Source organism: Rhodococcus artemisiae, assembly GCF_036327795.1.
GTDB lineage: Bacteria > Actinomycetota > Actinomycetes > Mycobacteriales > Mycobacteriaceae > Rhodococcus > Rhodococcus artemisiae.
This window is the reverse complement of the sequence record NZ_JAUTXY010000001.1, coordinates 721396-746531: the sequence shown is the minus strand read 5'-3', so window position 1 is coordinate 746531 and position 25136 is coordinate 721396. Positions and strand designations below refer to the sequence as shown.

Sequence of the window (25136 nt, the reverse complement as noted above, 5' to 3'; positions counted from 1 at the left end):
AACAACAGTGCGTTCGGTACAGGCTCCAGCGTACCGATCCCGTCAGCTGTCGAGGACGGTCCGCAGACCCGACCGTAGACACTCGTCGAACGCCTTGTGGTCGGGCACTGCGGCGGGGTCGACGGTGAGCCCGACGCAGCACATGTCGCGGTAGGACATCAGTGTCGCGTTGATCGCCGATCCGAGGGTGCGGCCGAAACCGTAATAGCGGGCGATACCCGCGCCCGCGATGAACAGGGTTGTCGCCGAACCGGGGACCGTGCAGGTCAGCACGTCGTCGTGACCGAACATCCGAGTTGCGGGAAGCACACTCGGGTCGTCGGGCATGCCCGCGCTCACGCGGTCGATGCGCTGCATCAAGGCGACCGGCCCGTCGTCGATCTCGATGCCGCCGAGCGCGACCTGTGCGGGCTCCTCGGATCCGGTGCCCGGGATCGCGGCGAACAGATCGTCTGCGGGCGAGCCGTGGGTGTGCCGGTACGACGCGTATCCGAGGAGCACCGCGGCCGCAACACCGCTTTCGAGTCCGCAACCGGCGCGATCCACTGCGTCGCGCATCTCACGGCCGGGGATGTCGAGAGTATGGAGACGGTGCGGTCCGCCCGGCGGGATCGCGCGCTGCGGGAGGGGTTGTGACGTCGGTGCGACGATCGCCTTCACCAATTCGGTGGTGCTGTCCACGACGAGCCCGGTCGACGAGCGAATTGCCTCCGCGGTGTGCTCCGACAGGCTGCGCAGCCACGACCACACCGACCCGTGTTGTTCGCCGTTGTTCTGCGCGGGTGTTCCGTGCCCGTTGCGTTCGGGGCGGACGATGCTGATCACGAGTGCGGCCTGGCCACCGGTGAGCCCGTCCACCAGGGTGAGGCCCCAGCTCGGACGATGGAGGTCGATGGTCTCGGGAACCGTGGGAGACAGCGACAGCACATCCGAGAACCCGGCCGTGCCCGTCAGTGACACCCGGTCGAGATGCCACGGGGTGTCGTCGTGGTCGCCGTTGCGTCGGGTGGCATCGAGCCCGATGGGGACCTCGACCACCCGGTGCCGGAATGCTGCGGCTTCCAGATTTCCGGGCGCGAGCATCGCTGTGACGCGATCCCATTCCGGAACGGCGTCGAGAAGGACTGCTGCGACGACGGACGACCGCGAGGCGGCGCCGGCGGACGCTGCTGGCGCCTCGCCGGACCTCATCGACGTGCGGTCGGGTGTCTCGCTCACACTGGCGACGCTCTCACAGCAGTCGGGTCTTCGGTCTCGGATTCGAGTCGGTACCCGGGGATCGAGTCGAAACGGTGATCCGAAGGCCGCAGAAAAGAGAACAGCCCGCGATCTCGAGGAGATCGCGGGCTGTTCACTGGAGGGGATGACGGGAATCGAACCCGCGTAGCCAGTTTGGAAGACTGGGGCTCTACCATTGAGCTACATCCCCGAGCTTGCGGCTTTGTCGGTGCTCACCAGGTGGTTTTCCGGTGCTCTCCGGCGTTCGCCGCTTGCAGGATGAGACTGTACCGAACCCGGCTTTGGATTTCATAATCGGGGGGCCGTAGGATTCACTCCGGCTCCCGGCACCACGGCGGGAGCAGTACGACGGGATGTGGCGCAGCTTGGTAGCGCATCCGCTTTGGGAGCGGAGGGTCGCAGGTTCGAATCCTGTCATCCCGACCAGATCGAACAGCGTCAGGGCGCTCAGTAGTGAGAACGATCGACCGACAAGAGCACGACAAGAAGGAGTCATGTCCGTGAAGAGCACCGTCGAGCAGCTGAGCCCGACGCGAGTCCGTATCAATGTTGAGGTGCCCTTCGAGGAGCTCCAGCCTGATTTCGACCGCGCCTTCCAGTCCCTCGCCGGCCAGGTGCGGATCCCCGGATTCCGTCCCGGCAAGGCCCCGCGCAAGATCCTCGAGGCTCGCGTCGGTCGCGGTGCGGTGCTCGAGCAGGTTGTCAACGACGCGATCCAATCGCGCTACTCCGAAGCAGTGACTGCGAACGAGGTCAAGGCCATCGGCCAGCCGGAGATCGACATCACGAAGCTCGAGGACAACGTCGAACTGGTCTTCGCGGCGGAGGTCGACGTGCGCCCCGAGGTCACGCTTCCCGACTTCTCCGAGATCGCCGTCACCGTCGATCCGGTCGAGATCTCCGACGAGGACATCGAAGAGCAGCTGCTGTCGCTGCGCCAGCGTTTCGGCACCCTCACCGGTGTCGAGCGCGCCGTGCAGGACGGCGACTTCGTGTCGATCGATCTGTCGGCCACGGTCGACGGCGAAGAGGTCACCGAGGCCGCCACCGAGGGCCTGTCCCACGAGGTCGGCTCCGGCCAGCTCATCGAGGGTCTCGACGAGGCCATCATCGGCCTCGAGGCCGGCGGGTCGAAGGAATTCACCTCCACGCTCGTTGCCGGTGAGTACGCGGGCAAGGAAGCCGTCGTCACCGTCAAGGTGAACTCGGTCAAGGAACGTGAACTGCCCGCTGAGGACGACGAGTTCGCGCAGCTCGCGAGCGAGTTCGACACCCTCGACGAGCTGAAGGCAGACCTGCGTGAGCGTGTCGGCCGCGTCAAGCAGGTCGAGCAGGCCGGTCAGATCCGCGACAAGGTGCTCGACGAGCTCCTCGACAAGGTCGAGGTTCCGCTGCCGGAGGCCGTCGTTCAGGCCGAGATCGACAGCGCACTGCACGACGCCATCCACGAGCTCGACCACAACGAGGCCGAGCTCGACAAGCTGCTCGAGGCTCAGGGTTCGAGCCGTGAGGAGTTCGACAAGGAAGCCCGCGAGTCGGCGGAGCGGTCCGTCAAGACCCAGCTGCTTCTCGACTCGATCGCCGAGTCGGAGAACACCACGGTCGAGCAGGAAGAGCTGACCGAGCGCATCTTCTTCCAGGCACAGCGCTACGGCATCCCGCCGGAGCAGTTCATCCAGCAGATCAGCCAGGCAAACCAGCTCGGCGCGATCTTCGCCGACGTCCGCCGCGGCAAGGCTCTCGGCACGGTCGTCGACCGGGTCGATGTCACCGACACCACCGGCGCGACCGTCGACACCTCCGAGCTTTTCGGTGGCGCGAAGGCCGACTCGGATGAGGCTGCCGAGGACGCCGAGGCGACCGAGGAGAAGGCATCCGAGTAATCGGATCTTTTCCGCTTTGAGCGAAGATGGGCGGCACCGGGCATCCGGTGCCGCCCTGTTTCGTTAGTGTCAGTGACAGCAATCCACGATTGACGAGAAGGCAGGTACCCGTGACTCCTCAGAATCCGGCGACATCCATCGGTCCGACGATGACCTCGGCCACCGCTGGGTTGAACCTCAGCGACTCGGTGTACGAACGCCTGCTCCGTGAGCGCATCATCTTCCTCGGCACGCAGGTCGACGACGACATCGCCAACAAGCTCTGCGCACAGATCCTGTTGCTGTCGGCGGAAGACCCGACCCGCGACATCTCGCTGTACATCAACTCCCCGGGTGGTTCGGTCACCTCGGGCATGGCGATCTACGACACGATGAAGTTCGTGGAGTGCGATGTGGCGACGTTTGCGATGGGCCTGGCTGCCTCGATGGGCCAGTTCCTCCTCTCGGCAGGCACCAAGGGCAAGCGCTACGCTCTGCCGCACGCGCGGATCATGATGCACCAGCCGTCTGCCGGTATCGGTGGTACTGCCAGCGATATCGCCATCATGGCCGAGCAGTTCGCACATACCAAGCGTGAGATGGCGGAGCTGATCGCCGAGCACACCGGGCAGACCGTCGAGCAGATCACCCTCGACTCGGACCGCGACCGTTGGTTCACGGCGCAGCAGGCACTCGAATACGGCTTCGTCGACCACGTCGTCGCGCGGGCCCAGCAGGCCGGCGGCACGTCGAATTAGTTCCCGAGGCCCCGACCCGCTCCACGTCCCACACTTTCTTGGAGAAGCGATGACCAACATGTTCGATCCGCGCCAGCTCGGCGGCCAGGCCCCGAATTCACCGGCGAGCCGTTACATCCTCCCGTCGTTCATCGAGCACTCGAGCTACGGCGTCAAGGAATCCAACCCGTACAACAAGCTCTTCGAGGAGCGCATCATCTTCCTGGGCGTCCAGGTCGACGACGCGTCCGCGAACGATGTCATGGCGCAGTTGCTCGTGCTCGAGTCGCTCGACCCCGACCGCGACATCACCATGTACATCAACTCGCCCGGTGGTTCGTTCACGTCGCTGATGGCGATCTACGACACCATGCAGTACGTCCGCGCCGACATCACCACCGTGTGCCTCGGCCAAGCGGCATCGGCTGCAGCCGTGCTGCTCGCGGCAGGCACGCCGGGCAAGCGACTCGCCCTGCCGAACGCCCGCGTGCTCATCCACCAGCCCGCCACCGGCGGCATCCAAGGCCAGGTCTCCGACCTCGAGATCCAGGCTGCGGAGATCGAGCGTATGCGCCGTCTGATGGAGACGACGCTGGCCAAGCACACCGGCAAGGATCCCGATCAGATCCGCAAGGACACGGATCGCGACAAGATCCTCACGGCAGCCGAGGCAGTCGAGTACGGTCTGATCGACAACGTGCTCGAGTACCGCAAGTTGTCTGCTCAGGCATAAGCGACACCCGGCCCGGTCGAATCCTCCTGAGTGTGTTCGGCCGGGCCGTTGTGCAGGGTGTGAGTTGCGCCATGATCGGCGCGCACAAATATGACCGGAAACGCGGAGAACCTGTCGACCCGCGTACCGGAGTCCGGGTACGGTCGATCAAAGGGCCCGCTCCCCGGGCCGGCGCTCGTTGACGGACACGGGATCGGTTGCACGCACACGAGGAAGTAGGGACCTGACAGATGGCACGTATCGGTGACGGCGGGGATCTGCTCAAGTGCTCGTTCTGTGGAAAGAGCCAGAAGCAGGTCAAGAAGCTCATTGCGGGCCCCGGGGTCTACATCTGCGACGAGTGCATCGACCTCTGCAACGAGATCATCGAGGAGGAACTCGCCGAAACCAGTGAGGTCAAACTCGACGAACTGCCCAAACCAGCCGAGATCCGGGAATTCCTCGACAATTACGTGATCGGCCAGGATTCTGCGAAGCGGTCGCTCGCAGTGGCCGTCTACAACCACTACAAGCGCATCCAGGCGGGCGACAAGACGCGCGACGCACGCGGTGAGTCGGTCGAACTCGCCAAGTCGAACATTCTTCTGCTCGGCCCCACGGGCTGCGGCAAGACCTATCTCGCCCAGACTCTCGCGAAGATGCTCAACGTGCCGTTCGCGATCGCTGATGCCACCGCTCTGACGGAGGCCGGTTATGTCGGTGAGGACGTCGAGAACATCCTCCTCAAGCTGATCCAGGCGGCCGACTACGACGTCAAGCGCGCCGAGACCGGCATCATCTACATCGACGAGGTCGACAAGATCGCGCGTAAGAGCGAGAACCCCTCGATCACCCGCGACGTGTCGGGCGAGGGCGTCCAGCAGGCGCTGCTGAAGATCCTCGAGGGCACGCAGGCATCGGTGCCCCCTCAGGGTGGTCGCAAGCATCCGCACCAGGAATTCATCCAGATCGACACGACGAACGTGCTGTTCATCGTCGCCGGTGCCTTCGCGGGTCTGGAGCGGATCGTCTCCGACCGCGTCGGCAAGCGGGGGATCGGCTTCGGCGCGGAGGTGCGGTCGAAGGCAGAGATCGACACCACCGATCACTTCGCCGACGTCATGCCGGAAGACCTGATCAAGTTCGGGCTCATTCCCGAGTTCATCGGCCGCCTGCCGATCGTCGCGTCGGTGACCAACCTCGACAAGGATTCGCTCGTCGAGATTCTCTCGGAGCCGAAGAACGCACTCGTCAAGCAGTACGTGCGACTGTTCGAGATGGACGGTGTGGAACTCGATTTCACCAGGGACGGACTCGAAGCCGTCGCCGACCAGGCGATCCTGCGAGGTACCGGTGCCCGCGGGCTCCGAGCGATCATCGAAGAGGTCCTGCTGCCGGTGATGTACGACATCCCGAGCCGCGACGACGTCGAGAAGGTCGTCATCACCGCGGAAACCGTGACCGACAACGTGCTCCCGACGATCGTGCCGCGCAAGCCCGACCGCGAACGCCGCGACAAGAGCGCCTGAGCGTCCGACAACACGACTCGGCCCCGGCAGGAATATCCCTGCCGGGGCCGAGGTCTGTTCGGCGAAGGGTCGCGCTAGCGCAATTTGATGCTGCCGCCGTCGACCATCAGAGTCTGTCCGGTGATGTACGCCGCGTCGTCGCTCGCGAGGAACACCGCGACACGTCCGATGTCGGATTCGGGGTCGCCGAACCGGTGTAGCGGTGTCTTCGCGAGCAGCACCTCCTCGACGCCGGGATTGGCCTCGATGTAGGCCTCGACGCCTTCCGTCAACGCAAGCGGCGAGATGAGATTGACGTTGATGTTGTCGGGGGCCCACTCGTTGGCGGCGACCCGGCTGATCCCGCGGATCGCTTCCTTGGCTGCGGCGTATGACGTCTGCGTCACGTTGCCGTCGATGCCGGCTCCGGACGCGAAGTTGATCACCGAACCTTGATTCGCGGCGAGTTGTGCGTGTGCCGCCTGCATCAGCCAGAGGGTCGGGTAGAAACCTGTCCCGAACGACAGATCGAGCATTTCCTGCGTGGTTTCGAGCAGCGGTGCCTGCCGGGACGCATGAGCGTTGTTGACGAGTACGTCGACCTTCCCGAACGCTTGCACAGCGGCATCGATAATCTTTGCGGCGCTGTCCTTCCGGGAGATGTCTGCGTTCGAGAACTTCCCGGCGCCGTCGAGTTCGGTCTCGAGGGCGGCGCCCTTGGGTTCGTCGATGTCGACGAAGAGGACGCGAGCGCCCTCCTTGGTGAATGCTCGGACGATACCGCGACCGATACCGCCGGCGCCGCCGGTGACGATCGCGACCTTCCCTGCAAGTCTCATACCGTGCTCCTTCGGGTGAAGTGATCAGTCGACTGCGAGTGCGGCCTTCTCCAGTTCCGCAATGCTGTAGGCAGCGTACGTCTCGTACTGGCCGCGGCCGGTGAAGTACGACGACAGCTGCTCGTCGAGTTCTTCCACCGTGAACGCGGAACCTGCTGCGTCGAAACGGTTCTCGACCTTCGGGGATGCCATGAGTGCGACCATCTTGCCGTACACCACGAACACCTGGCCGTTGATCTCGTGCGAGGCGGGGGAGGCAAGGTACGAGACGAGGGTGCCGACGCGCTCGGGTGCGAGCGCGTCGAGACCGGTGTTCGCAGTGTCGGCCTCGCCGAATGCCTCGGCGGTCATGGCCGTCCGGGCGCGCGGGCAGATCGCGTTCGCGGTGACGCCGTAGCGGGAGAGTCCCTGCGCAGTGGACAGCGTCAGGGCGGTGATGCCTGCCTTGGCGGCCGAGTAGTTGGGCTGTCCGGCGGAACCGAACAGGAACGCTTCCGATGAGGTGTTGATGACGCGGCCGTACACGGGGCCACCGGTCTCCTTGCTGGCTGCACGCCAGTGGACCGCGGCAGCGTGGGAGGTCGCGGCGTGGCCCTTGAGGTGCACGCGAATCACGTCGTCCCAATCGGATTCGGTGAGGTTGAAGATCATCTTGTCGCGGATGATGCCGGCATTGTTGACGAGGATGTCGAACGAGCCGAACGCCTTGACGGACTCCTCGACGAGGCGGCCACCGAGCGACCAGTCGGAGACGTCACCGGTCACGGCGATTGCCTGTCCGCCTGCCGCAACGATCTCTTCCGCGACCGCGTGTGCAGCGTCGCCCATGTCGTTGACGACGACGGCGGCACCGGCTGCGGCCAGTGTGAGAGCCTCGGAGCGGCCGAGGCCGGCTCCGGCGCCCGTGACCACTGCCGCGCGTCCGGCCAGGCTGACAGATTCACCCATGGAAAGTCTCCCGTGTTCGATCGGTTCGGCTCCTCGGAAGCGACTCCGAACCAGAATTAGTATTCATTCTAGTTTGAGTGCGGTGGGCTCGACGTGTGGATGTTGTCCCGCTGTGCGGGAGTGGGTTGACCGGGTGGTGCGGATCCTGCTGACCAGGACGGAAGCACTTGTGCGGTGTTGCCGGCTCTACTGTCGGGCCGCGACCGGGCAAAGGAAGAGGTGAGGAATGCCCAGGCTCTCAGAGGCTCGTGATGCGGCCGAGCCGAGTTCGATGGAACAGCGTGCGCGGCACGGCCGGATCCTGAAGGCGGCTGCCCAGCTCGGTGCGGACAAAGAACTCGAACGTGTCCAGATGCAGGAAGTCGCGAGGCTGGCCGGCGTCGCGATCGGCACGCTCTACCGCTACTTCCCGTCGAAGACCCACCTGTTCGTTGCGGTCATGGTCGACCAGATCGACCGGATGGGCGCTCAGCTCTCGCGGCGTGCGCACGCCGCGATGACGCCTTCGGAGGCGGTGTGCGATGCGCTACTGCAGGCGACGCGAGCGCTGTTGCGTACGCCGCGGCTCGCGACGGCCATGATTCAGTCGGCCGCGATGTCGAACGCGGCCACGATTCCCGATGTAGCGAGGATCGACCAGCTTTTCGACCGGTTGCTTCTCGACGCTGTGGGGATCGAGGAGCCGACAGTCCTGGACGCGACTGTGCTCCGGCTCGTCGTCGCGTTGTGGTTCGGGCTGGTGCAGTCTGCGCTCAACGGGCGTACGTCGATCCCCGAGATCGAATCGGATCTACGGGTCGCGTGCGACCGATTGCTCGGTGACCTCATCTGACGGATGCGGCTGCATCGAATCGTGTTCGTGACCAGGGTGGTCCCGCTCGGTGGGACGGTGCAGGCCCTCGCTCAACCTCGGAAATAGAATAAATTTCAGTAACGTAGAACGCAGTTTTCAGTAGCTCGGTAACGCAGGGAGTGGCATGAACAACGTCGTCATCGTCGAAGCCGCACGGACGCCGATCGGGCGGCGCCGCGGCCAGCTGGCCGGGGTGCACCCCGCAGTGTTGCTGGGCGCCGCCCAGAAGGGAGTCCTGGAGCGGACCGGGCTGCCCGCGGAGCAGGTCGGCCAGCTCGTCGGTGGCGCCGTGACCCAGGCAGGGGAGCAGTCGAACAACGTGACGCGGCAGGCGTGGCTCCACGCCGGCCTCCCGTACACGACCGCAGCGACCACCATCGACTGCGCCTGCGGCTCGTCGCAGCAGGCCGTGCACATGGTTGCCGGCCTGATCGCGTCCGGCCAGATCGACGCCGGGATCGGTTGCGGTGTAGAGGTGATGAGCCGGGTGTTCCTCGGTCAGGCCAACGCCCCCGGTACGGGAAACCCGTACCCTGCCGACTGGACCATCGACATGGGCGACCAGTTCACCTCCGCCGAGCGTATCGCCGACCTGCGCGGCATCAAGCGCGACGACGTCGACGCACTCGGACTCGAATCGCAGCGGCGGGCAGCCCAGGCATGGGCCGAGGGCCGGTTCGACCGCGAGATCGTTCCGGTGGACGCCCCCGTTGTCACGAAGGAAGGCGAGCCGACCGGTGAGATCGTGACGGTCACCCGCGACGGCGGCCTCCGTGAGACCACTGCGGAGGGCCTGGCGGGCCTGAAGCCCGTCATCGAGGGCGGCATCCACACTGCCGGTAACTCGTCGCAGGTCAGCGACGGCGCTGCGGCAGTGCTCCTCATGAGCGAAGGCAAGGCCCGTGAGGCAGGTCTGCGTCCGCGGGCCCGCATCCTCGCCTCCACTTTGGTCGGCTCCGACCCGTACTACCACCTCGACGGTCCGATCGCCTCCACCCGCGCGGTCCTCGAGCGCACCGGAATGTCATTGTCGGACATCGACATCGTCGAGATCAACGAGGCTTTCGCGTCGGTCGTGCTGTCGTGGGCCCAGGTCCACGGAGCCGACATGGACAAGGTCAACGTCAACGGCGGTGCGATCGCCCTCGGGCACCCGGTCGGCTCCACCGGATCCCGTTTGATCACCAGTGCACTGCACGAACTCGAGCGCTCCAACCGCTCGACGGCACTGATCACGATGTGCGCGGGTGGCGCATTGTCGACCGCGACCATCATCGAGCGCATCTAGCCGCTTGTCCTGCTGCTCCGTCCAACACCCCATTCACATTGAGCGAATGTATCGTTCGTCTCGATAGAGCGATCGAACGATACATTCGCTCAGAGTGGGTGGGTGGGTAGGGGCGCGGCCGGATGTTGCCAACGCACACGCACACTTCCTGCTTCCATCGAAGGACCAGTTCATGACCATTGGATTGAGTGACGACGATCGCGACCTTCGCGATTCCGTCCGCGGCTGGGCCGCACGACACGCCACGCCCGAAGCGATCCGCGATGCCGTCGAGGCGAAGACCGAGGCCGGACCTTCGTACTGGGCTTCGCTCGCCGAACTCGGCATGCTGGGGCTGCACCTGCCCGAAGAGGTCGGCGGTGCGGGGTGCAGTCTGCTCGAAACCGCCATCGTCGCGGAGGAACTCGGCCGCGCGATGGTCCCCGGGCCGTTCCTGCCGACCGTCGCGGTCTCCGCAGTTCTGCACGAGGCCGGGCGTCCCGACCGGCTCGCCGCACTGTCCGACGGTTCACTGTTCGGTGCCGTCACCCTGCAGCCCGGCGGTCTGAAGATCGTCCGAGACGGCGGCACCGTCGTATTGTCCGGCACGTCGAGCTACGTGCTCGGTGGGCAGGTCGCCGACGTCTTCCTGCTCGCAGCCGACGATGAAGGCACGCTCGCGTTCGTCGTCATCGACCGTGACCGCCTCGACGTCACCGACCTGCCCAGTCATGACGTCGTACGGCGAAATGCCGAGGTCACGGTGGACGGTCTTCCGCTCTCCGACAGCGACATTCTGACACTGGATTCGCAGCGCGTCGTAGACATCGCCGTCACGCTGTTCGCGGCGGAGACGGCCGGCCTCGCCGACTGGGCCACCACCACAGCTGCCGACTACGCCCGCGTCCGTCGGCAGTTCGGCCGTGTCATCGGTCAATTCCAGGGTGTCAAGCACACCGTCGCACGGATGCTCGGCCTCGCAGAGCAGGCCCGCGTCACCGCGTGGGACGCGGCCCGTGCGCTGGGGGAGGACATCTCGGCCGACGAGGCCTCGCTCGCGGTTGCTGTGGCTGCGGCGACCGCCCTCGACGCGGGTTTCCAGGTCACGAGAACCTGCATCCAGGTCCTGGGCGGCATCGGCTACACGTGGGAGCACGATGCTCACCTGTACATGCGACGCGCGCAGTCCCTGCGGATCCTGTCGGGTTCCACGGCATCATGGAAGCGCCGGGTCGCGGGGCTCACACTCGAGGGCACCCGCCGGGTCCTGAGCATCGATCTGCCGGCGGAGGCCGAGCAGGTCCGCGCCGACATCCGCGCAGAACTCGAGCCCGCCAAGGCGCTCGAAGGTGCCGCACAGAAGGCCTACCTGGCCGAGAAGGGCTACACCACACCGCATCTGCCCGCGCCGTGGGGCAAGACGGCCGATGCCGTCACCCAGCTCGTCATCGCCGAGGAACTGCGCGCCGCCGAGCTTCGACCGCACGACATGATCATCGGCAATTGGGTGGTGCCGACACTGATCGCGCACGGCAACGACGAGCAGCTCGCACGGTTCCTGCCCGGATCGCTGCGTGGTGACATCGTCTGGTGTCAGCTGTTCTCCGAGCCCGGTGCCGGATCCGACCTCGCCGGCCTGTCCACCAAGGCCGTCAAGGTCGACGGCGGATGGAAGCTGCAGGGCCAGAAGGTGTGGACGTCGATGGCCCGCGTTGCGGACTGGGGCATCTGCCTGGCACGCACCGACGCCGACGCACCCAAGCACAAGGGCCTGTCCTACTTCCTGATCGACATCAGGAACTCCCCGGGCCTCGACATTCGTCCGCTGCGGGAGATCACCGGTGAGGCGCTGTTCAACGAGGTGTTCCTCGACGACGTGTTCGTACCCGACGAGTGCCTGGTCGGCGAGCCCGGTGACGGCTGGAAACTGGCCCGCACCACCCTCGCCAACGAGCGGGTGTCGCTGTCGGTCGATTCCTCGCTCGGCTCCGGCGGCGAGGCGCTCCTGACGCTCGCATCGACGATTCCGGGTGGGCTGGACGACGAACAGCTCACCGTCCTGGGCAAGGTGCTCTGTGACGCCCAGACCGGTGGGCTGATGGGATTGCGCACCACGCTGCGTTCGCTGACCGGCGCTCAGCCGGGCGCCGAGTCGTCGATCGCCAAACTCCTCGGGGTCGAGCACATCCAGCAGGTGTGGGAAGTCGCGATGGACTGGGCAGGTCCGACGTCGCTGCTCGGTGAGCAGGACCGTTGGTCCAACACCCAGATGTTCCTGAATTCGCAGAACCTCTCGATCGCCGGAGGGACGACGAACGTCCAGCTGAACATCATCGGCGAGCGGATCCTCGGTCTGCCCCGCGATCCCGAACCCGGAAAGTGACCAGACATGCCGATCGACATGAATGCCGCGCTGACGGCTGAACCCGCCGTCCGTGAGGCCGCCTGGACCGAGCGCGACGTGATGCTCTACCACCTCGGCCTCGGGGCCGGTGCCGACTCGCTGGACCCAGCCGAGCTGGGATGGGTGTACGAGAAGAAGCTGAAGGTCGTGCCCACCTTCGCGATGGTGGCGGGGCAGGGGATCTCGGCCGGGAACGTCACCCCGGTGGGGATGAACCTGCCGGGTATCGACATCGACCTGCGCAAGATTCTCCATGGTGGGCAGTCACTCACGGTGCACGCTCCGATTCCGGCCTCCGGCACTGCGACCATTTCGTCGCGCGTGGCGGACGTATGGGACAAGGGCAAGGCCGCAGTGATCGTGCTCGAGCAGTCGGCCCACACCGCAGACGGAAGCCCGTTGTGGACCTCCGCGATGCAGATCTGGGCACGTGGCGAAGGTGGGTTCGGTGGCGAGGCCGGTCCGGAGGTGAGCGGTTCCGCGCCCGAGCGGGATGCCGACAAGGTCCTCGTGTCGCACACCGGCCCCGCGCAGGCCTTGGTCTACCGGCTCAGCGCCGACATGAACCCACTGCACGCCGACCCCGAGTTCGCGAAGATGGCCGGTTTCGATCGGCCCATCCTGCACGGTCTCGCGTCGTACGGCGTCGTGTGCAAGGCGGTCGTCGACGGTGTCCTCGACGGTGACCCGACCCGGGTGAAGTCGTTCTCTGTGCGCTTCGCAGGGTCGCTGTACCCGGGGGAGACCATCGAGACCTCGGTGTGGCGCGACGGTGATGTGCTCACTCTGCTGGCGACGTGCCCCGAGCGAGACGGACAGCCGGTACTCACCCACGCGACGATGGAGGTCCGATGAGAGTCGATCCCGCTACGCACCCCACCGTCGGAAACGCCCCCGATGGCACAGTGCTCACGTCGGCGCCACAGGACTCCGCCGTCGACCGTGCTACCGCAGCCGCGCGCCGCGTGGTCGATGCCCTGTTGCGTACTGATCGCTCCAATGCGAATCTCGAGCGGGTCGCCGAGGAACTCGACAGCATCGCCGAGCACCTCGAGGAGCACGCACCCGAGGTGCAGGAACGCCTGATCGACATGTGGCACGGCGAAGGGGTCACACGGCACGATCCCGTCACGGGCCCCGAGAACGCACTGGCTCCGCCGCTCGTGCTCGTCGGCCGTGACAACGGGTGGGTCGAAGGTGTCGTCGAGCTGACATTCCCGTACCAAGGTCCTCCCGGGCACGTCCACGGAGGCGTCGCTGCGCTGCTGATCGACCACACCCTGGGTGTCGCGAACGCATGGGCCGGACGAAGCGGTGCCACTGCGCAGCTCAATGTGCGGTACCACCGCCCGACGCCGCTGTTCGAGCCGCTGACGGTTCGTGGGCGCCTGGAGGAGGAGAACGGTCACAAGATCAACACGGTGGGGGAGATCGCCACGGCAGACGGCACCGTCTGCGTGTCCGTCGAGGCGCTCTTCATCGACAAGACGGTTCCCCGCCCCCGCTGACGCGGCGGCCCGGCCACCCGTGGGCGTTTCTGGTAACGGGAGCTACCAGAAACGCACACGGGCATCGACGAAGGAGGTGCCCGGATGGGCAAGTTGGACGGACGGCTCGCAATCGTCACCGGTGGCGGAATGGGCATCGGCCGCGGGATCGCGGGCGCGTTGGCGCGTGAAGGCGCAAACATCGTCGTTGCCGAGATCGACGAAGCGGCCGGCACCGAGACCGCGAAATGGCTCGTCGACGACTGGGGCGTGCAGGCGACGTTCGTCCGCACCGACGTCACCGACCGCGAGCAGGTACATGCGATGGTCGACGCCGCCACGAGCACGTTCGGGCGCCTCGACATCCTGGTCAACAACGCCTGGCGTTCAATGGGTTTCGCCCGCCTGGAGAAGACACCCGAGGAGAGCATGCAGGCCGGGTTCGACATGGGCGTGATGGCGGCGTTCTGGGCGATGCAGCGCGCATACCCGGCGTTGGTCGAGCACGGCACCGGCCGGGTGATCAATCTGTGCAGCCTCAACGGCGTGAAGGGCGGGAGTACCATGTAAGTACCCGCAAGCAAGGAAACCCGCCATGACCAGCACAAACAGGCAAGCCGTCATCTACTGCCGAGTGAGCAAAGATACCCGAGGTAGGGCAAAGTCGGTCGGCGAGCAAGAGAGGGAATGCCGCGCAACATGTGACGAACATCGCTGGGAGGTGCGCCAGGTTGTGATCGACAACGACCTGAGTGCCAGCGAATATGCCCGCAAGGATCGGCCCGGATACCAGCAGCTGTCCGCCATCCTTCGGACCGGTGACGTGCTGGTGATGTGGGAGCCGTCGCGACTGACACGGCAGCGCCGCGAAGTCGAGGACCTCATCGACTTGTGCCAGTCCCGCGATGTCCTGATCGCAGTAGCTGACGGCCAGACCTACGACCTGACCCGTGGCCGCGACCGGCACGCCTTGTTCGCCGACATCAACAACGCGGCCTACGAGAGTGACAAGACGCAGGAACGAGTGCTCAGGGCACACCGCGCCGTCCTCGCAGCGGGCCGACCGCACGGGCGCATCCCCTACGGCTACCGCGCAGACACCGACGACCACGGCGTCATCACCGGCAGATCCCCGCACCCGATCCACGGCCCGATCGTCACCGACATGTACCGCAAAGTGGCCGACGGTGTGACGCCGTGGCGCATCGCCCAGGACCTCACCAGAGCCTCTGTGTCGCCTCCGGGGAAGTTCCCGGCATGGACGCACAGCCTCATCGTGCGGATGCTCCAGCGGCCCACCTACAAGGGCGTACGCACGTCTCAGGGCGTCGAGACCGGACCCGGTACGTGGGAGCCGCTGATCGATCCGAGGACGTGGGACCGGGTGCACCGAATCCTCAACGATCCGAAACGGAAGGTCACCAGAGGCAACCGACCCAAGTATCTGCTGTCCGGCATCGCCGTCTGCTCGGTGTGTGAGAGGCCCGTAGGCAGGATGAAGAACCGGCAGGGTGTCCCGGTGTACCAGTGCCCCGATGGGCACGCCCTACGGTCGATCGAGGCCGTGGACGCTGTGGTCGAGGCGAAGATGCTGGAGTACCTGCAGGACCCGAAAGTCATTGCGCGCCTTGAGACTGCGCAAAATACGCAGTCAGACCATGATCCGATCGACCTCGTCCACGACCTGCAGGCCACCCTCGACGCCCAGATAGAAGCCGTTGTCGCGCAGGAACTACCACCTGCAATGACAGCGCGTTCCTTGCAGGCCCTGCATGACAAGTGGACGCCGCAGATCGAGGCAGCACAGGCCGACGCCCAGCGGGCCGTGATCGACCCTCAGCTGGTCAAGCTGACCGGTGCCGCAGGTGTCCGGTTCTGGAAAGGGTTCAGCCTGGAAGCGAAACGGCACGCGATCCGCTCCGCGCTGAGCATCAAGATTCTGCCGGTGGGGCGCGGGAAGAAGAACTACAAGATCGAGGACACCCTCGAAATCGACTGGATAGCGTGACTTATTCGGAAAATCACCTGACCTCGCGCATTGTCAGGTGAAATTGCACCGCCCTGACGTGGGGATGGCTAGCATCATCGCCATGAACGGTGACGGACTCGACCTCGACAACCCTACCGACAGGGCACTCTATGACGCCGATCGGGTGCTCATCGCCCAACTGATCGCAGGGGACGCCAACCCGGACGACGAGCAGTGGCAACACGAACTCTTGCAAAATGTCTCGGCATACAGAAACGCTCTCGCGGGGGTTCAGAAAGGCGGTGGGACACTGCAGCTCTTCACGTCCCCGATAACTGGAGGCGATGAGATCGTGGCGAAACCTGGGGTAGGGGCACTCATCGAGGAGCACCGTCGAATCCTCGAAATGGTATCTGCGGATTCAATTAGCACGTCAGCGCTCATCTCCGGTGCGCGAACCTACGTGACGCGAGTCTCCGACGTACGCAATAATACCAATCTGGAAGTTTCGACCTACCCAGCTTTGGGGACGATTGAAATATCTGGCGGTAGTTAGGCGAATAAAGAATCGCCTCTTCGAACGGAAACCCCGTGGCCATTCTTTGCGTAAATTACGCTGTAGTAAATGCCGTTTGTACCAACCGATTCCGGGTGTGAAAATGACTGTGCATCGGGATGTGCCGGTGCCAGTGTCAGCAACAATGCCACACAGGGCCTCTGACCTGCATGTTTACCGGTAGGAATCGTACTAGGTTAGCGGGAAAGCGGCGAGACGGGGTCGCTTGGCCTCCGTTTGTACCAACCGTCTTGATACAGCCCCCCCTACCTCGGACCGGCGTTGCCTACGCCATTCATACGCTTCTTGCCTACGCCATTCTTTCGACCATTGTTGAGCGGCTATTACATGCCATTGTTTGGCCTTTATCGATTGCCGTTGTTCTACCATTGTTAAGCGTTATTGCAAGCCATTGTTTGGCTTTATCGGACTCCATTGTTGGGTTCGTATGGGACCCATTGGGACCCATTGCCAGGTGCCGTATGGGACCCATTGCTGTGCATCATGTTGATGTTCGTTTGATGAATGAAAAATGAATGAAAAAAGTTTCTTGAAAACATTATTCAAAACGTTTGATCGAATCGAATAATCGAATACATCGAACCCAATGCGAAGGCATAGGTACTAGTGCATAGGTACTAGTGCATCATGGCACTTGCACTGTGGCACATGGCATCTCACTGCTAGGTGGGTAGGGTACGTACGTGCACAAGCACCACATACTCTGTGGCACAGAGCATCTCACACACACATAAGGTATCTACATGTAGGTATGTAGTACATGCACACGGCAGCACATAGGTATGTGTATGTGTTGTCAGTATTCAGTGTGGCTTACATCAAGAGAGTATGTATGGTTCATGGCGTCTGTCCAACTCATCACGTATGAGCTGCGCATCAGGGCTCTGTGAGGGCAAACCAGACAGCAACCAGCGCAACGACTTTGTTGTTCTGTCAGGAATGTCAGGGTTCAATCCCCACAGCCGCGAGCAGACCACACCGTTGTGTGCCGGTTGTGAAACAGAATCCCCGCGAGCAGCTTTACCCGCGTTGCAATGACGATGCGCCGGTTTCAAATTCGACGGCTCCAGCGCCAAATCTGGGTAGTCACACGCAGGTTTCAAATGGTCGAGAGTCCACGACTCCCGGTGTTTAGAATCGAGCGTGAGATCGATTGTGCCGCTGCAAATGTGACAGATCGGCGGTAGCACGTGCCGGAGTCGCTCGGACAGTTCCCGCCAGGCTCGGGTGCCGTGAATATTGCTGGGCATCTTTCGAATTCCCCTTCCAAACTATGGGAGAACCCGACTGGTTGGGCGAATCTCGAAAAACTCCCACCAGTCGGGTCCTCGGTTCGGATCTGTTGATGCCGCACTCGGTCCAATGTCGAGCCGCCAAAGATCCGTTTTGCTGCACTGGATTTCCTACCCCGTGAAAGATCGGGATCGTGGGAGTCCATCAGCGCTTCTGAAACGCCCGATGCAGCAAGCTCATTGCGTCACGCCGTGGTTGCCACGTTCAGCATCCGGAATGCGTTGTCGTTCACCGAGTCCGAGCCGGTACGTCCCCACAGGATCACGCCGCGCTGCAACTTCGGCCTGCCGTTGCTGCCGAACAGGTGCGGCACCAATTCGATTGTGGTTCCGACTCGGTCGACGATCACGAAGTTCTGGAAGTCACCGTAGATGATGCCGTAGTTCGCTTCCGTCGCTGCAGCATTCAACGTCGAATCCATCACCGAGTTCTCAACCAGGTTGCGGCCCAACAGTTGCAACGGATTCTGCCGCAGTTCGGGGAAACGCCATGCCCCGGCGGTTGTCTCGAACTTGCGGAACGTGTTGATGGTGGGCAGTGCCGCCATGAACTGCGCGTTCGCCTGGAACCGCGCGCCGAGCGCGTTCTGCAGCTTGTATGGGTCGTCGGCGTCGTACACCTCCGTACCACCGCCAGCGACAACGACACTCGGGCTCGATGCTGCGAGAGCAGTCACGATGCCGGTGGGCTGCCCCGATCCGGTGCCGATCGTGTAGGCAGTGTCGTGAAGGCTGTTCACCGAGTCGACGATGGCGCGCTGCAATTCCGGAAGGAAGTTCGCTGCATCGCCTTCGACCTCCACCGAGTAGGGAACGAAGCAGTCGTACTTGTGCACAGGGATGCTCGGCTGCGCGAGTGTCGGACTACCGTCGGCGACTTCGGTGCTCTCGGCGATCCACTCGGATGATGCCCCGGCAGAGGAAATTCCGTTCCACGCTGAGGCACCTGAGATCGTGACTACCCTGGAGACTTGGCGCAGCGGCGACAGTGTGCCGTTGTTGGTGAGGATGATCGCCGGATCGAGGTGCATCGGCACCATCAGGCCACCTTTCGAGCCGGTGCCGATCATCATGTCGCGCTGCTGGTATGCCTGCGCCAACTGAAATGCGCGTTGTTCCTGCGGTGTCCACAGCATGTGGCCGCGTTCGGTGTCGCGGACCATCTTCGCGAACGCGCTGGCGTAGTGCGGATCTCCTGCGACAGAAGCCCATTCACGCGCCGATTCGGAGCGTTCCACGAGTGCTTCTGCGACTGCTGCGGCGTCGTCGTGGATGTAGCCGTCGGTGTGGTTGCGTTCGACTGCGCGGAGCGCCTGGTCACGCAGGGTGTTTCCGGTGTTGCGCTGGCCGTCGTAATGCCACTGCCCGTCGCGGAATACGGCCCGCCGGTCGGTGGTGGATTCGGTACATCCGCGTTCGGCGAGGTCTTCCGCCATTGCAAGGGTGCGTTCGGCTTTCACCTTGTCGGCTTTGAGTGTGTCGGCTTCGGCGGCGAGTTCGTCGAATCGGTCGGCGTTGGCGTCTCGGATCTCGCCGTTTTCATCGACCAAAGCGCGGGCTTCGGTGCGGATCTCGGCGAGCCGGGTGTTGATAGTGTCCAGCTTTTGCATCTTCATTGTTTTGGTCCTATTCCATATCAAGCAATTTGAGACGTCGCTCTGCTGTAGCTGCGTCTATGATGCGCGGGTTGTGTCGTACACCAACGATTCTCGCCGTCTCATATGCGGGCAGCGCCACGACGCTGACCTCCAAAAGTTTCGCTTCGGTGCGTACCACGGATGAACGGTCGCGGGACCACACATTTCGCACCGGCACAAAGCCAATCGAAAAGCTGTCGAGTGCGCCGTCACGAACGAGTTCGAGGACTTCGTCCCCGGCTTCGGTTTTCGAGACTCGCCATTCCCCGTAGAGCCCTGCGGTGTCTTCGCGGAGCAGGGTCGCTCGTCCGATCGGCAGTTTAAGCCGGTCGTGCAGCGACAGAAGTTTGATGCGGTCTCCGCGTTCGCGGATGGTCCGCTCGAATGCGCCGAACCGGAATTGTTCCGAGTAGGTTCCGCTGTAATCGCGGATGTCCGTTGGAGTGTCGTACGGAACGGCGATCCCTACGAGGGTGCGCCCGTCTTTGCCTCGGACTTCGAGGTCTGCGGTTGCGGTGCGAATCAGCCTGTCTGCCATGTGCGTTACCCATCGTTGAGTGTCGTTGGGTCGCTGCGGCTCTTTGAATCAGGTGGTCTGCCTGTTATGAGTGCTGAACGTCTTGGCGTATCCGAACCGGTGTGTCGGGGTGCGGCACTGATGATTCGGCGACCTGGTCCGCATCGTACACCATTTCCTACTCAAATGGTAGGCAATAGTCGACTGCGTAAATTGCGCGGTTCCAGCATGTTCGGGGCATTCCCCTACCCCGACACACCGGAAACCTATTCGATCTTGTGTGCGTGGCTCTCAGAACCGGGAATCGGTGTCGTCGAATGCGTCATCGAGGACCCGGAGCAGTTCATAGTCCCGCGCGGCCTGGGCCTGCTGGCGCAGGTTCCGGAACGCTCTGGCTTCGCGACGGATTCGCATCTGGGAGCGCTTGTTGTACTCGTTGGATGATGCCATGATCATTCACCCATTCCACTCGTCCGGCACCGAGTCGGGCACATCATCCGGATCGATCCATCCGGCTAGGTGCGGCTCCGCGTCATCGTCGGTGAACACCGACTTCTCGACCACGGCCAGCTTCTGATCGGCCCACCACAGGGTGACATCGTGTTCGGCGAACACGAGATCCACGCCGTGGCGGCCTGTCTGCTGGCAGTGCGAGATCCGGTCGGCGCGGTCCAGTGGGTCGAGGGCATCGACGCTCTCGGTGATGATGCGGGTCAAGCGCTGCTGCGGGCTGTCTTTCCTCATGATTCGGCCTCCTGCTGTGAGTAGTTGTCGGCCTGCCCGCATTTGCGGCACAGACCACTCGCGGTGAAATGCCGTCGCTCGGTACTGCCGCAGCGGCGGCACCTGTGGTTGGCCGGTCGTTCGATCTTGGTCATGATCTCGGTTTCCTGTTCGAGTGATGGAGGTGCGCCGGGACTTCCCGCACATATGCCGATTCCCGGCGCTGTACTGGCCGCTGCGGGCGTTTCGAACCGTCTCGCGTGTGATCGACCGTGAAACCGTTCCCGTCGGCTCTGGAGCGCAACGGGCAGTCACGTCGTTTGCGAGCGAGGTAAGCGTTCCGCTCGGCAGCGGCCCGCTGGATCTGATCGGCTTTCTCGGCGTCGATACGGCGAGCTACTTTGTCGGCACGTTGTCGCCGAGTACAGCTGTGTGGACCAATCGCACCGCAGCGCGTACAAACCCGCGCATTGTCGAATTCACCGCTGGACATCGCTAATCCCCTCACTTGGCGCAAACATGTTGCATCCCTTGGCCTTGGTGGATTACCCCGCCGCAGTAGGCGCAGTGCACCCAGGGATTGACCGTGCCTGAGCGGAGGCACTTACGAGTTGCATTTCCAGTCATCATTGTTTCCTTCACTGTTGGGATCTGTTGCTGTATGTGTTTTGGATGTCCGGGATCTACCGGACCGGTGCCGAACGGCGGCGAGCGTGCCGCACAGCCTCCGCGCGGCATCACCAGGCCGGAGCACTCCGACGCTGAGAATCTTTCAGATGCTTTGAGTTCAGATGCTTTGAGCATCATAGGGCCCTCTGAGTCTTTGATTCTTGGGTTCTCGTTGTCACCTCCTCCGTTTCACTACGGAGGGGAAGGTGTGACAACAAGGGGAAACCGGTGTGTTGTCATCGAATACTTCTGCGTGACAACAGGTGACAACAAGCAGGTCAGGAACTGTTTTCAGTGACAACAAGGGTGACAACAGATGTCCGAATTCTGTTGTCATTCCCCATGACAACGAGGCCCCTTGTTGTCAAGATCATCTGACAACGAGATGGGGCTCGTCGGCCATCCGGTACTTGGTCTGATTTCCCTTGCCCGATGCGGTGAGTTTCCCCAGCTCCAGGAGCCTTGGCGTGTCCCGGTAGATCCTGGTCTGACCTCCGCTACCCCGATCAAAGCCCAACACCTCGCACAACTTCGCCTTGCCGATGCCTTCCTGTCCCGCGAATTCTCGGTACGAGTCGAGTGTTTCGCGTTGGTTGTCGGTGAGTCCATCGTTGCCGCGCGGATCGCCCACGCCACCTTCATTAGTGACAGCAACAATGGATTGCCTTTGTTGCTCGGTGAGTCCCGGCAACAGTGATTCCGGTACTGTGATCGTTTGCAGCTTGAAACTGTGCGTGCACCGATCAGGGCCGTACTTGTGTTTGTAGCATTCGATAGTGAATGTCTTGTCCTTGTGCTTGTCTTCATTTTGGAATCGTAGGTCACTGTCGAGGCCGCCATCCCATGCACTGGAGCCGCGCGGATTCGTTCCGGAACGCCCCGAATGGTGCGCGACAAGAACAGCCGCTTTAGTCTCTCGGACAATGAGATCCAGTGCGTCGATGGCTATGGTCTGATCTCTCGAACTGTTTTCGTCCAGTCCCACGGTGATCCGTGCGCGCGTATCGAGTGCAAGCAATATTGCGCCGCGTTGCTGCACTTCAGTAATTAGCGCCGCAACGTGCCGCTCATTCGCGAGGATGAATTGCCCTTCCATAGTGAACATCTCACCATCCAGCTCCGAAGGGTCCACGCGGTTTTGGTGGCACCACGCTATGAAGCGTTGACGCACACCGAATATGCCTTCCATAGCGGCATACACAACCGGTCCCGATCGGTAGATCCGGTAGCCTTCCCACGATCTCTGATTGGTCGAAACAGCGCAGCAAATGCCGTGCATGATAGCGGATTTGCCACCGCCAGCGGGACCTGTGAGCTGGCAGGTGCAACCTTGGTAGATGAGGTGACCGACCAGCGGCTCGGGCGGTGTGAACGCCTTCAGCTCATCCATGCCCAGCACGCGGAACGGCGGCACCCACTCTTCAGACTGCCCTGCAATCAGTTTCGGGATGTCGTTGTCGGTCACTGGTTTACCTCCCTCGCATTCGTCCGGCGTCCACTCCCCCATGAGGCGGCTCATGATCGGAGCCATTCGACGAATCGGCGTGTTGCCTCGAATTGCTTTCGGGCTGCGTCGATGTCGCCGGACTTGGCGAGCCGCCACGATTCGGCGAGTCCCCACCGATGTCGTTCCGTGAATGCGTCCATCTCCGCAGCGAGTGCGAGGAAATCGTCGTCGTCCATCACGTCACTCTCCGATAGAGCAGCGGCACAACACCTTCGGTTTCGGTGACCTCGGCGATGACGGGCCGATATTTCGCATCGAACGCGAGCGCCTCGGCGACATCTGCGGGTGTCGAACAGCCGTCGCAGAAAACGTGATCCGGTCTGCCATTGTTGCCGTACTGGGTGATCCACGCGGTGCCGTCGAATCGTTTGCCGCAACGGAAACACCGCAGCTTGGCAAGGTATTTGCGGGCGCGTCGTTGAGCTTCGCGCATCTGTCGCCGGTTGCTTTGTGGCATAATGGTTCCTGCCTTCTTCGTCGTCATTGAAGGTGACCTCCTCCTAAGGGGTCGTTGTGGTGGTGGGTAGGTCCGGGATCGGCTCCCCTGGATCTGTTGGAAGGCTCCGGGTCCCGCGTAAGGCTCGGAGCCTTTCCGCTATCCGGCGTCGCCTTGCTCCCTGCTCATGACCAGTTGGGTGTCGGACAGCTCGGGTGCGGTCGCTGCGGCGTCGATGCTGTCGGCGATGATGCGGAGTCGGCTGGCTGCGGCGCGGTTGCTCATGCCGTCCGGGATGTCGATCGTCCAGTGGCCGGTGCGTTCGAGGACGAGGGTCAGTGTGTCGTCGTTGGTCATCGGTTGTCCTTCACGTACGCTTCGGCGCGTTCCAAAGCGGCCAGGACGTGGCGGTCGTCGGCCACATTCGCCGCTGTCACAAGGACTTTCAGGACACGCTCGGCGTGGGCGGCGGAGTGGTAGTGCCTGCGGTTGCGTTCGCGGCGCGCGGCTCGTTCGCGATCGTTGTTGTCTGCCATGATGTTTCCCTGGTTCCTGCCGGATCTCTCGGGTGGGTCCGACTCATGCCAGTATCATTCTCGAGTACGACGGGACCCGACAAGTAGCCCGGACGGTTCGTGACCGGCCTGGTGCTGGAGTTGGACGCCCTAAGACGGGTGGCGTACGCATTTCTGCAAGATGTCCACGTTCGGCAACGTCCCCGTGCGCAATTTGCGCGGCTGCGGTAACGGAACGGTGCGCAGCGTGAAAGTACTGCGCAAATTGCGCGGTGGTCAGCCGGTCGAACCTAGGCGGGTCGTCGTGACCGTTCCGAAGCCGAAGTCATACGCCTTAAGACGAGTGGCGTACGCTGACCGAGGTACATATAGAACCGACTCTCAACGGCGTGAATGCACACATGTACTCGGTGGCCTACAACGCGTCGAAAGAGGCCCTGCGCAGTATGACCCGCACAGCGGCCCGCGAGTGGGCGTCGAAGCAGGTGTGCTGCAACGTGATTTGCCCCGGTGCGCAGAGCGCGGCCTACCAGCGGGTCGCGGAGACCAACCCGCAGATGGTGGCTGCGCAGGCGGCGGCGAATCCGATGGGCCGCATCGGAGATCCGCTCGAGGACATCGGCACCGTCGCAGCGTTCCTCGCGAGCGACGATTCGCGGTATCTGACGGGCAATACACTGTTCGTCGACGGCGGAAGCCATATCAACGGGGTGCAGTGGGCCCCGGAGGTCGACTGACCACTCGTAGTAGATCCGAATGCTCGACCTGCGCCGCTACGGCTGGGGCAGGTCGAGCATTCTGCTTGCGAGCTGGAGGATCTCCGCCTCGAACGACGCGGAATCGGGTGCGGCGCCGGTCTCCTGAGCGCGCTCGAACGCAGCGAAGGCGCCGATGACGAAGCGCACCATCAAGCTCACTCGACGTCGAGCATCAGGCTCGGGGAGATCGAGCCGGTCCGCGATCCTGATCAACAGGCGGGACAGCACATCGAGTGAGTCGTCCGAAGGATAGTAGTCGGCCTGAACGCCGGTGGGCGCGGGCGTCGAGAGGACGTCGAGTGGCGCTGTGGACAACCATTGTTCGTTGAAGCGCGCCCAGTAACTCGGATGATTCCGCGCGATCTGCGCCGCGAGCGGGTGTATGTAGGCGTGGACGAGCCGGTCCAGGGTGGGGGAGTCCTCGAGGTCTGCCGCAGCCAGTAGCGCGGCGCGCTCGGTATTCATCGGCGGAGCGTGCCGGCTCCAGATCTCGTCGAGGAGCCCGTGCCACGAGCCGAAGTGGTAGGCGATGGCCGAATTGTTCCGTTGCCCGGCCTCTTTGACCACTTCGCGTGCGGCGACTCCGTGAATGCCGCGGTGTGCGATGAGCCGCTCTGCGGCGTCCAGGAGGGCGAGACGGCCCGTTGACATCGTCATGTGACCACTGTACTAAGAACAAC

General features: G+C 63.3%; 27 protein-coding genes, 2 tRNA genes and 2 pseudogenes. 15 read left to right on the top strand and 16 right to left on the bottom strand.

What is annotated here, in order from left to right:
• Positions 1 to 42 precede the first annotated feature (42 nt).
• Complete coding sequence (locus tag Q7514_RS03665) at positions 43 to 1218, bottom strand: WS/DGAT domain-containing protein (RefSeq protein ID WP_330131865.1); 1176 nt, start codon at positions 1216 to 1218, stop codon at positions 43 to 45.
• A gap of 137 nt (positions 1219 to 1355) precedes the next feature.
• Positions 1356 to 1429: transfer RNA gene (locus tag Q7514_RS03660), tRNA-Gly, on the bottom strand.
• Between the two features lie 159 nt (positions 1430 to 1588).
• On the opposite strand from Q7514_RS03660, the gene Q7514_RS03655 reads away from it, so the two are divergent.
• The 5 genes from Q7514_RS03655 to clpX all read left to right on the top strand — a co-directional run bounded on the left by Q7514_RS03655 (position 1589) and on the right by clpX (position 6079).
• A tRNA-Pro gene (locus tag Q7514_RS03655) sits at positions 1589 to 1665 on the top strand.
• 68 nt (positions 1666 to 1733) lie between these two features.
• Positions 1734 to 3122 (top strand): trigger factor, encoded by a 1389-nt coding sequence (gene tig, locus Q7514_RS03650; protein WP_330131864.1) that lies wholly within the window; start codon positions 1734 to 1736, stop codon positions 3120 to 3122.
• A gap of 110 nt (positions 3123 to 3232) precedes the next feature.
• Positions 3233 to 3859, top strand: a complete 627-nt coding sequence (locus Q7514_RS03645) for an ATP-dependent Clp protease proteolytic subunit (protein WP_132470665.1) — start codon at positions 3233 to 3235, stop codon at positions 3857 to 3859.
• 49 nt (positions 3860 to 3908) lie between these two features.
• Positions 3909 to 4571 (top strand): ATP-dependent Clp protease proteolytic subunit, encoded by a 663-nt coding sequence (locus Q7514_RS03640; RefSeq protein WP_330131863.1) that lies wholly within the window; start codon positions 3909 to 3911, stop codon positions 4569 to 4571.
• Positions 4572 to 4801: 230 nt separating this feature from the next.
• Positions 4802 to 6079 carry an ATP-dependent Clp protease ATP-binding subunit ClpX gene (clpX, locus tag Q7514_RS03635; RefSeq protein WP_132470664.1) on the top strand — a complete coding sequence of 426 codons (1278 nt, stop codon included), beginning with the start codon at positions 4802 to 4804 and terminating at the stop codon, positions 6077 to 6079.
• Between the two features lie 74 nt (positions 6080 to 6153).
• Here the strand turns inward: clpX and Q7514_RS03630 are convergent, their stop codons facing one another.
• Positions 6154 to 6897 carry an SDR family NAD(P)-dependent oxidoreductase gene (locus Q7514_RS03630; RefSeq protein ID WP_330131862.1) on the bottom strand — a complete coding sequence of 248 codons (744 nt, stop codon included), beginning with the start codon at positions 6895 to 6897 and terminating at the stop codon, positions 6154 to 6156.
• Positions 6898 to 6921: 24 nt separating this feature from the next.
• Positions 6922 to 7845, bottom strand: a complete 924-nt coding sequence (locus tag Q7514_RS03625) for a 3-oxoacyl-ACP reductase (RefSeq protein WP_330131861.1) — start codon at positions 7843 to 7845, stop codon at positions 6922 to 6924.
• Positions 7846 to 8071: 226 nt separating this feature from the next.
• On the opposite strand from Q7514_RS03625, the gene Q7514_RS03620 reads away from it, so the two are divergent.
• The 8 genes and pseudogenes from Q7514_RS03620 (at position 8072) to Q7514_RS03585 (ending at position 16381) form a co-directional block, all read left to right on the top strand.
• On the top strand, positions 8072 to 8677 hold the full coding sequence (locus tag Q7514_RS03620) for a TetR family transcriptional regulator (protein ID WP_330131860.1): 606 nt from the start codon (positions 8072 to 8074) through the stop codon (positions 8675 to 8677).
• 145 nt (positions 8678 to 8822) lie between these two features.
• A complete protein-coding gene (locus tag Q7514_RS03615; protein WP_330131859.1) occupies positions 8823 to 9986 on the top strand; it encodes a steroid 3-ketoacyl-CoA thiolase in 1164 nt (387 codons plus the stop codon).
• A 172-nt stretch (positions 9987 to 10158) separates the two neighbouring features.
• Positions 10159 to 12348 (top strand): acyl-CoA dehydrogenase, encoded by a 2190-nt coding sequence (locus Q7514_RS03610; RefSeq protein ID WP_330131858.1) that lies wholly within the window; start codon positions 10159 to 10161, stop codon positions 12346 to 12348.
• Positions 12349 to 12354: 6 nt separating this feature from the next.
• Positions 12355 to 13224: a MaoC/PaaZ C-terminal domain-containing protein gene (locus tag Q7514_RS03605; RefSeq protein ID WP_330131857.1), complete on the top strand. Its 870-nt coding sequence runs from the start codon at positions 12355 to 12357 to the stop codon at positions 13222 to 13224.
• Positions 13221 to 13877, top strand: a complete 657-nt coding sequence (locus Q7514_RS03600) for a PaaI family thioesterase (RefSeq protein ID WP_330131856.1) — start codon at positions 13221 to 13223, stop codon at positions 13875 to 13877. The genes Q7514_RS03605 and Q7514_RS03600 overlap by 4 nt, the downstream gene beginning before the upstream one ends.
• 84 nt (positions 13878 to 13961) lie before the next feature.
• Positions 13962 to 14405: pseudogene (locus Q7514_RS03595) on the top strand (SDR family NAD(P)-dependent oxidoreductase); the annotation flags it as partial.
• 46 nt (positions 14406 to 14451) lie between these two features.
• Positions 14452 to 15864, top strand: coding sequence for a recombinase family protein (locus Q7514_RS03590; protein WP_330131855.1), 1413 nt, complete (start codon positions 14452 to 14454; stop codon positions 15862 to 15864).
• Positions 15865 to 15946: 82 nt separating this feature from the next.
• Positions 15947 to 16381 (top strand): hypothetical protein, encoded by a 435-nt coding sequence (locus Q7514_RS03585; protein WP_330131854.1) that lies wholly within the window; start codon positions 15947 to 15949, stop codon positions 16379 to 16381.
• An 839-nt stretch (positions 16382 to 17220) separates the two neighbouring features.
• On the opposite strand, the gene Q7514_RS33155 is transcribed toward Q7514_RS03585, so the two are convergent.
• The 6 genes from Q7514_RS33155 to Q7514_RS03560 form a co-directional block, all read right to left on the bottom strand.
• A complete protein-coding gene (locus Q7514_RS33155; RefSeq protein ID WP_408016021.1) occupies positions 17221 to 17652 on the bottom strand; it encodes an HNH endonuclease in 432 nt (143 codons plus the stop codon).
• Positions 17653 to 17879: 227 nt separating this feature from the next.
• On the bottom strand, positions 17880 to 19310 hold the full coding sequence (locus tag Q7514_RS03580) for a phage major capsid protein (RefSeq protein WP_330131853.1): 1431 nt from the start codon (positions 19308 to 19310) through the stop codon (positions 17880 to 17882).
• A gap of 10 nt (positions 19311 to 19320) precedes the next feature.
• A complete protein-coding gene (locus tag Q7514_RS03575; protein ID WP_330131852.1) occupies positions 19321 to 19869 on the bottom strand; it encodes an HK97 family phage prohead protease in 549 nt (182 codons plus the stop codon).
• 270 nt (positions 19870 to 20139) lie between these two features.
• Positions 20140 to 20298: a hypothetical protein gene (locus Q7514_RS03570; protein WP_330131851.1), complete on the bottom strand. Its 159-nt coding sequence runs from the start codon at positions 20296 to 20298 to the stop codon at positions 20140 to 20142.
• 6 nt (positions 20299 to 20304) lie between these two features.
• On the bottom strand, positions 20305 to 20592 hold the full coding sequence (locus Q7514_RS03565; protein ID WP_330131850.1) for a hypothetical protein: 288 nt from the start codon (positions 20590 to 20592) through the stop codon (positions 20305 to 20307).
• On the bottom strand, positions 20589 to 20726 hold the full coding sequence (locus Q7514_RS03560; protein ID WP_330131849.1) for a hypothetical protein: 138 nt from the start codon (positions 20724 to 20726) through the stop codon (positions 20589 to 20591). The genes Q7514_RS03565 and Q7514_RS03560 overlap by 4 nt, the downstream gene beginning before the upstream one ends.
• A gap of 107 nt (positions 20727 to 20833) precedes the next feature.
• Between Q7514_RS03560 and Q7514_RS03555 the strand changes: the two genes are divergently transcribed.
• Positions 20834 to 21070, top strand: coding sequence for a hypothetical protein (locus tag Q7514_RS03555; RefSeq protein ID WP_330131848.1), 237 nt, complete (start codon positions 20834 to 20836; stop codon positions 21068 to 21070).
• 540 nt (positions 21071 to 21610) lie between these two features.
• Here the strand turns inward: Q7514_RS03555 and Q7514_RS03550 are convergent.
• The 5 genes from Q7514_RS03550 to Q7514_RS03530 form a co-directional block, all read right to left on the bottom strand.
• Positions 21611 to 22705, bottom strand: a complete 1095-nt coding sequence (locus Q7514_RS03550; protein WP_330131847.1) for an AAA family ATPase — start codon at positions 22703 to 22705, stop codon at positions 21611 to 21613.
• Positions 22706 to 22755: 50 nt separating this feature from the next.
• Positions 22756 to 22923 (bottom strand): hypothetical protein, encoded by a 168-nt coding sequence (locus Q7514_RS03545; RefSeq protein ID WP_330131846.1) that lies wholly within the window; start codon positions 22921 to 22923, stop codon positions 22756 to 22758.
• Positions 22923 to 23231, bottom strand: a complete 309-nt coding sequence (locus Q7514_RS03540) for a hypothetical protein (protein WP_330131845.1) — start codon at positions 23229 to 23231, stop codon at positions 22923 to 22925. Before Q7514_RS03540 ends, Q7514_RS03545 begins: the two co-directional genes overlap by 1 nt.
• A gap of 111 nt (positions 23232 to 23342) precedes the next feature.
• Positions 23343 to 23540 (bottom strand): hypothetical protein, encoded by a 198-nt coding sequence (locus tag Q7514_RS03535; protein ID WP_330131844.1) that lies wholly within the window; start codon positions 23538 to 23540, stop codon positions 23343 to 23345.
• Positions 23537 to 23719: a hypothetical protein gene (locus tag Q7514_RS03530; RefSeq protein ID WP_330131843.1), complete on the bottom strand. Its 183-nt coding sequence runs from the start codon at positions 23717 to 23719 to the stop codon at positions 23537 to 23539. Before Q7514_RS03530 ends, Q7514_RS03535 begins: the two co-directional genes overlap by 4 nt.
• A gap of 356 nt (positions 23720 to 24075) precedes the next feature.
• Between Q7514_RS03530 and Q7514_RS03525 the strand changes: the two are divergent.
• Positions 24076 to 24435 (top strand): annotated as a pseudogene (locus Q7514_RS03525) (SDR family NAD(P)-dependent oxidoreductase); the annotation flags it as partial.
• Between the two features lie 36 nt (positions 24436 to 24471).
• Here Q7514_RS03525 and Q7514_RS03520 read toward each other — a convergent pair.
• A complete protein-coding gene (locus Q7514_RS03520; RefSeq protein ID WP_330131842.1) occupies positions 24472 to 25113 on the bottom strand; it encodes a TetR/AcrR family transcriptional regulator in 642 nt (213 codons plus the stop codon).
• Positions 25114 to 25136: the final 23 nt, after the last annotated feature.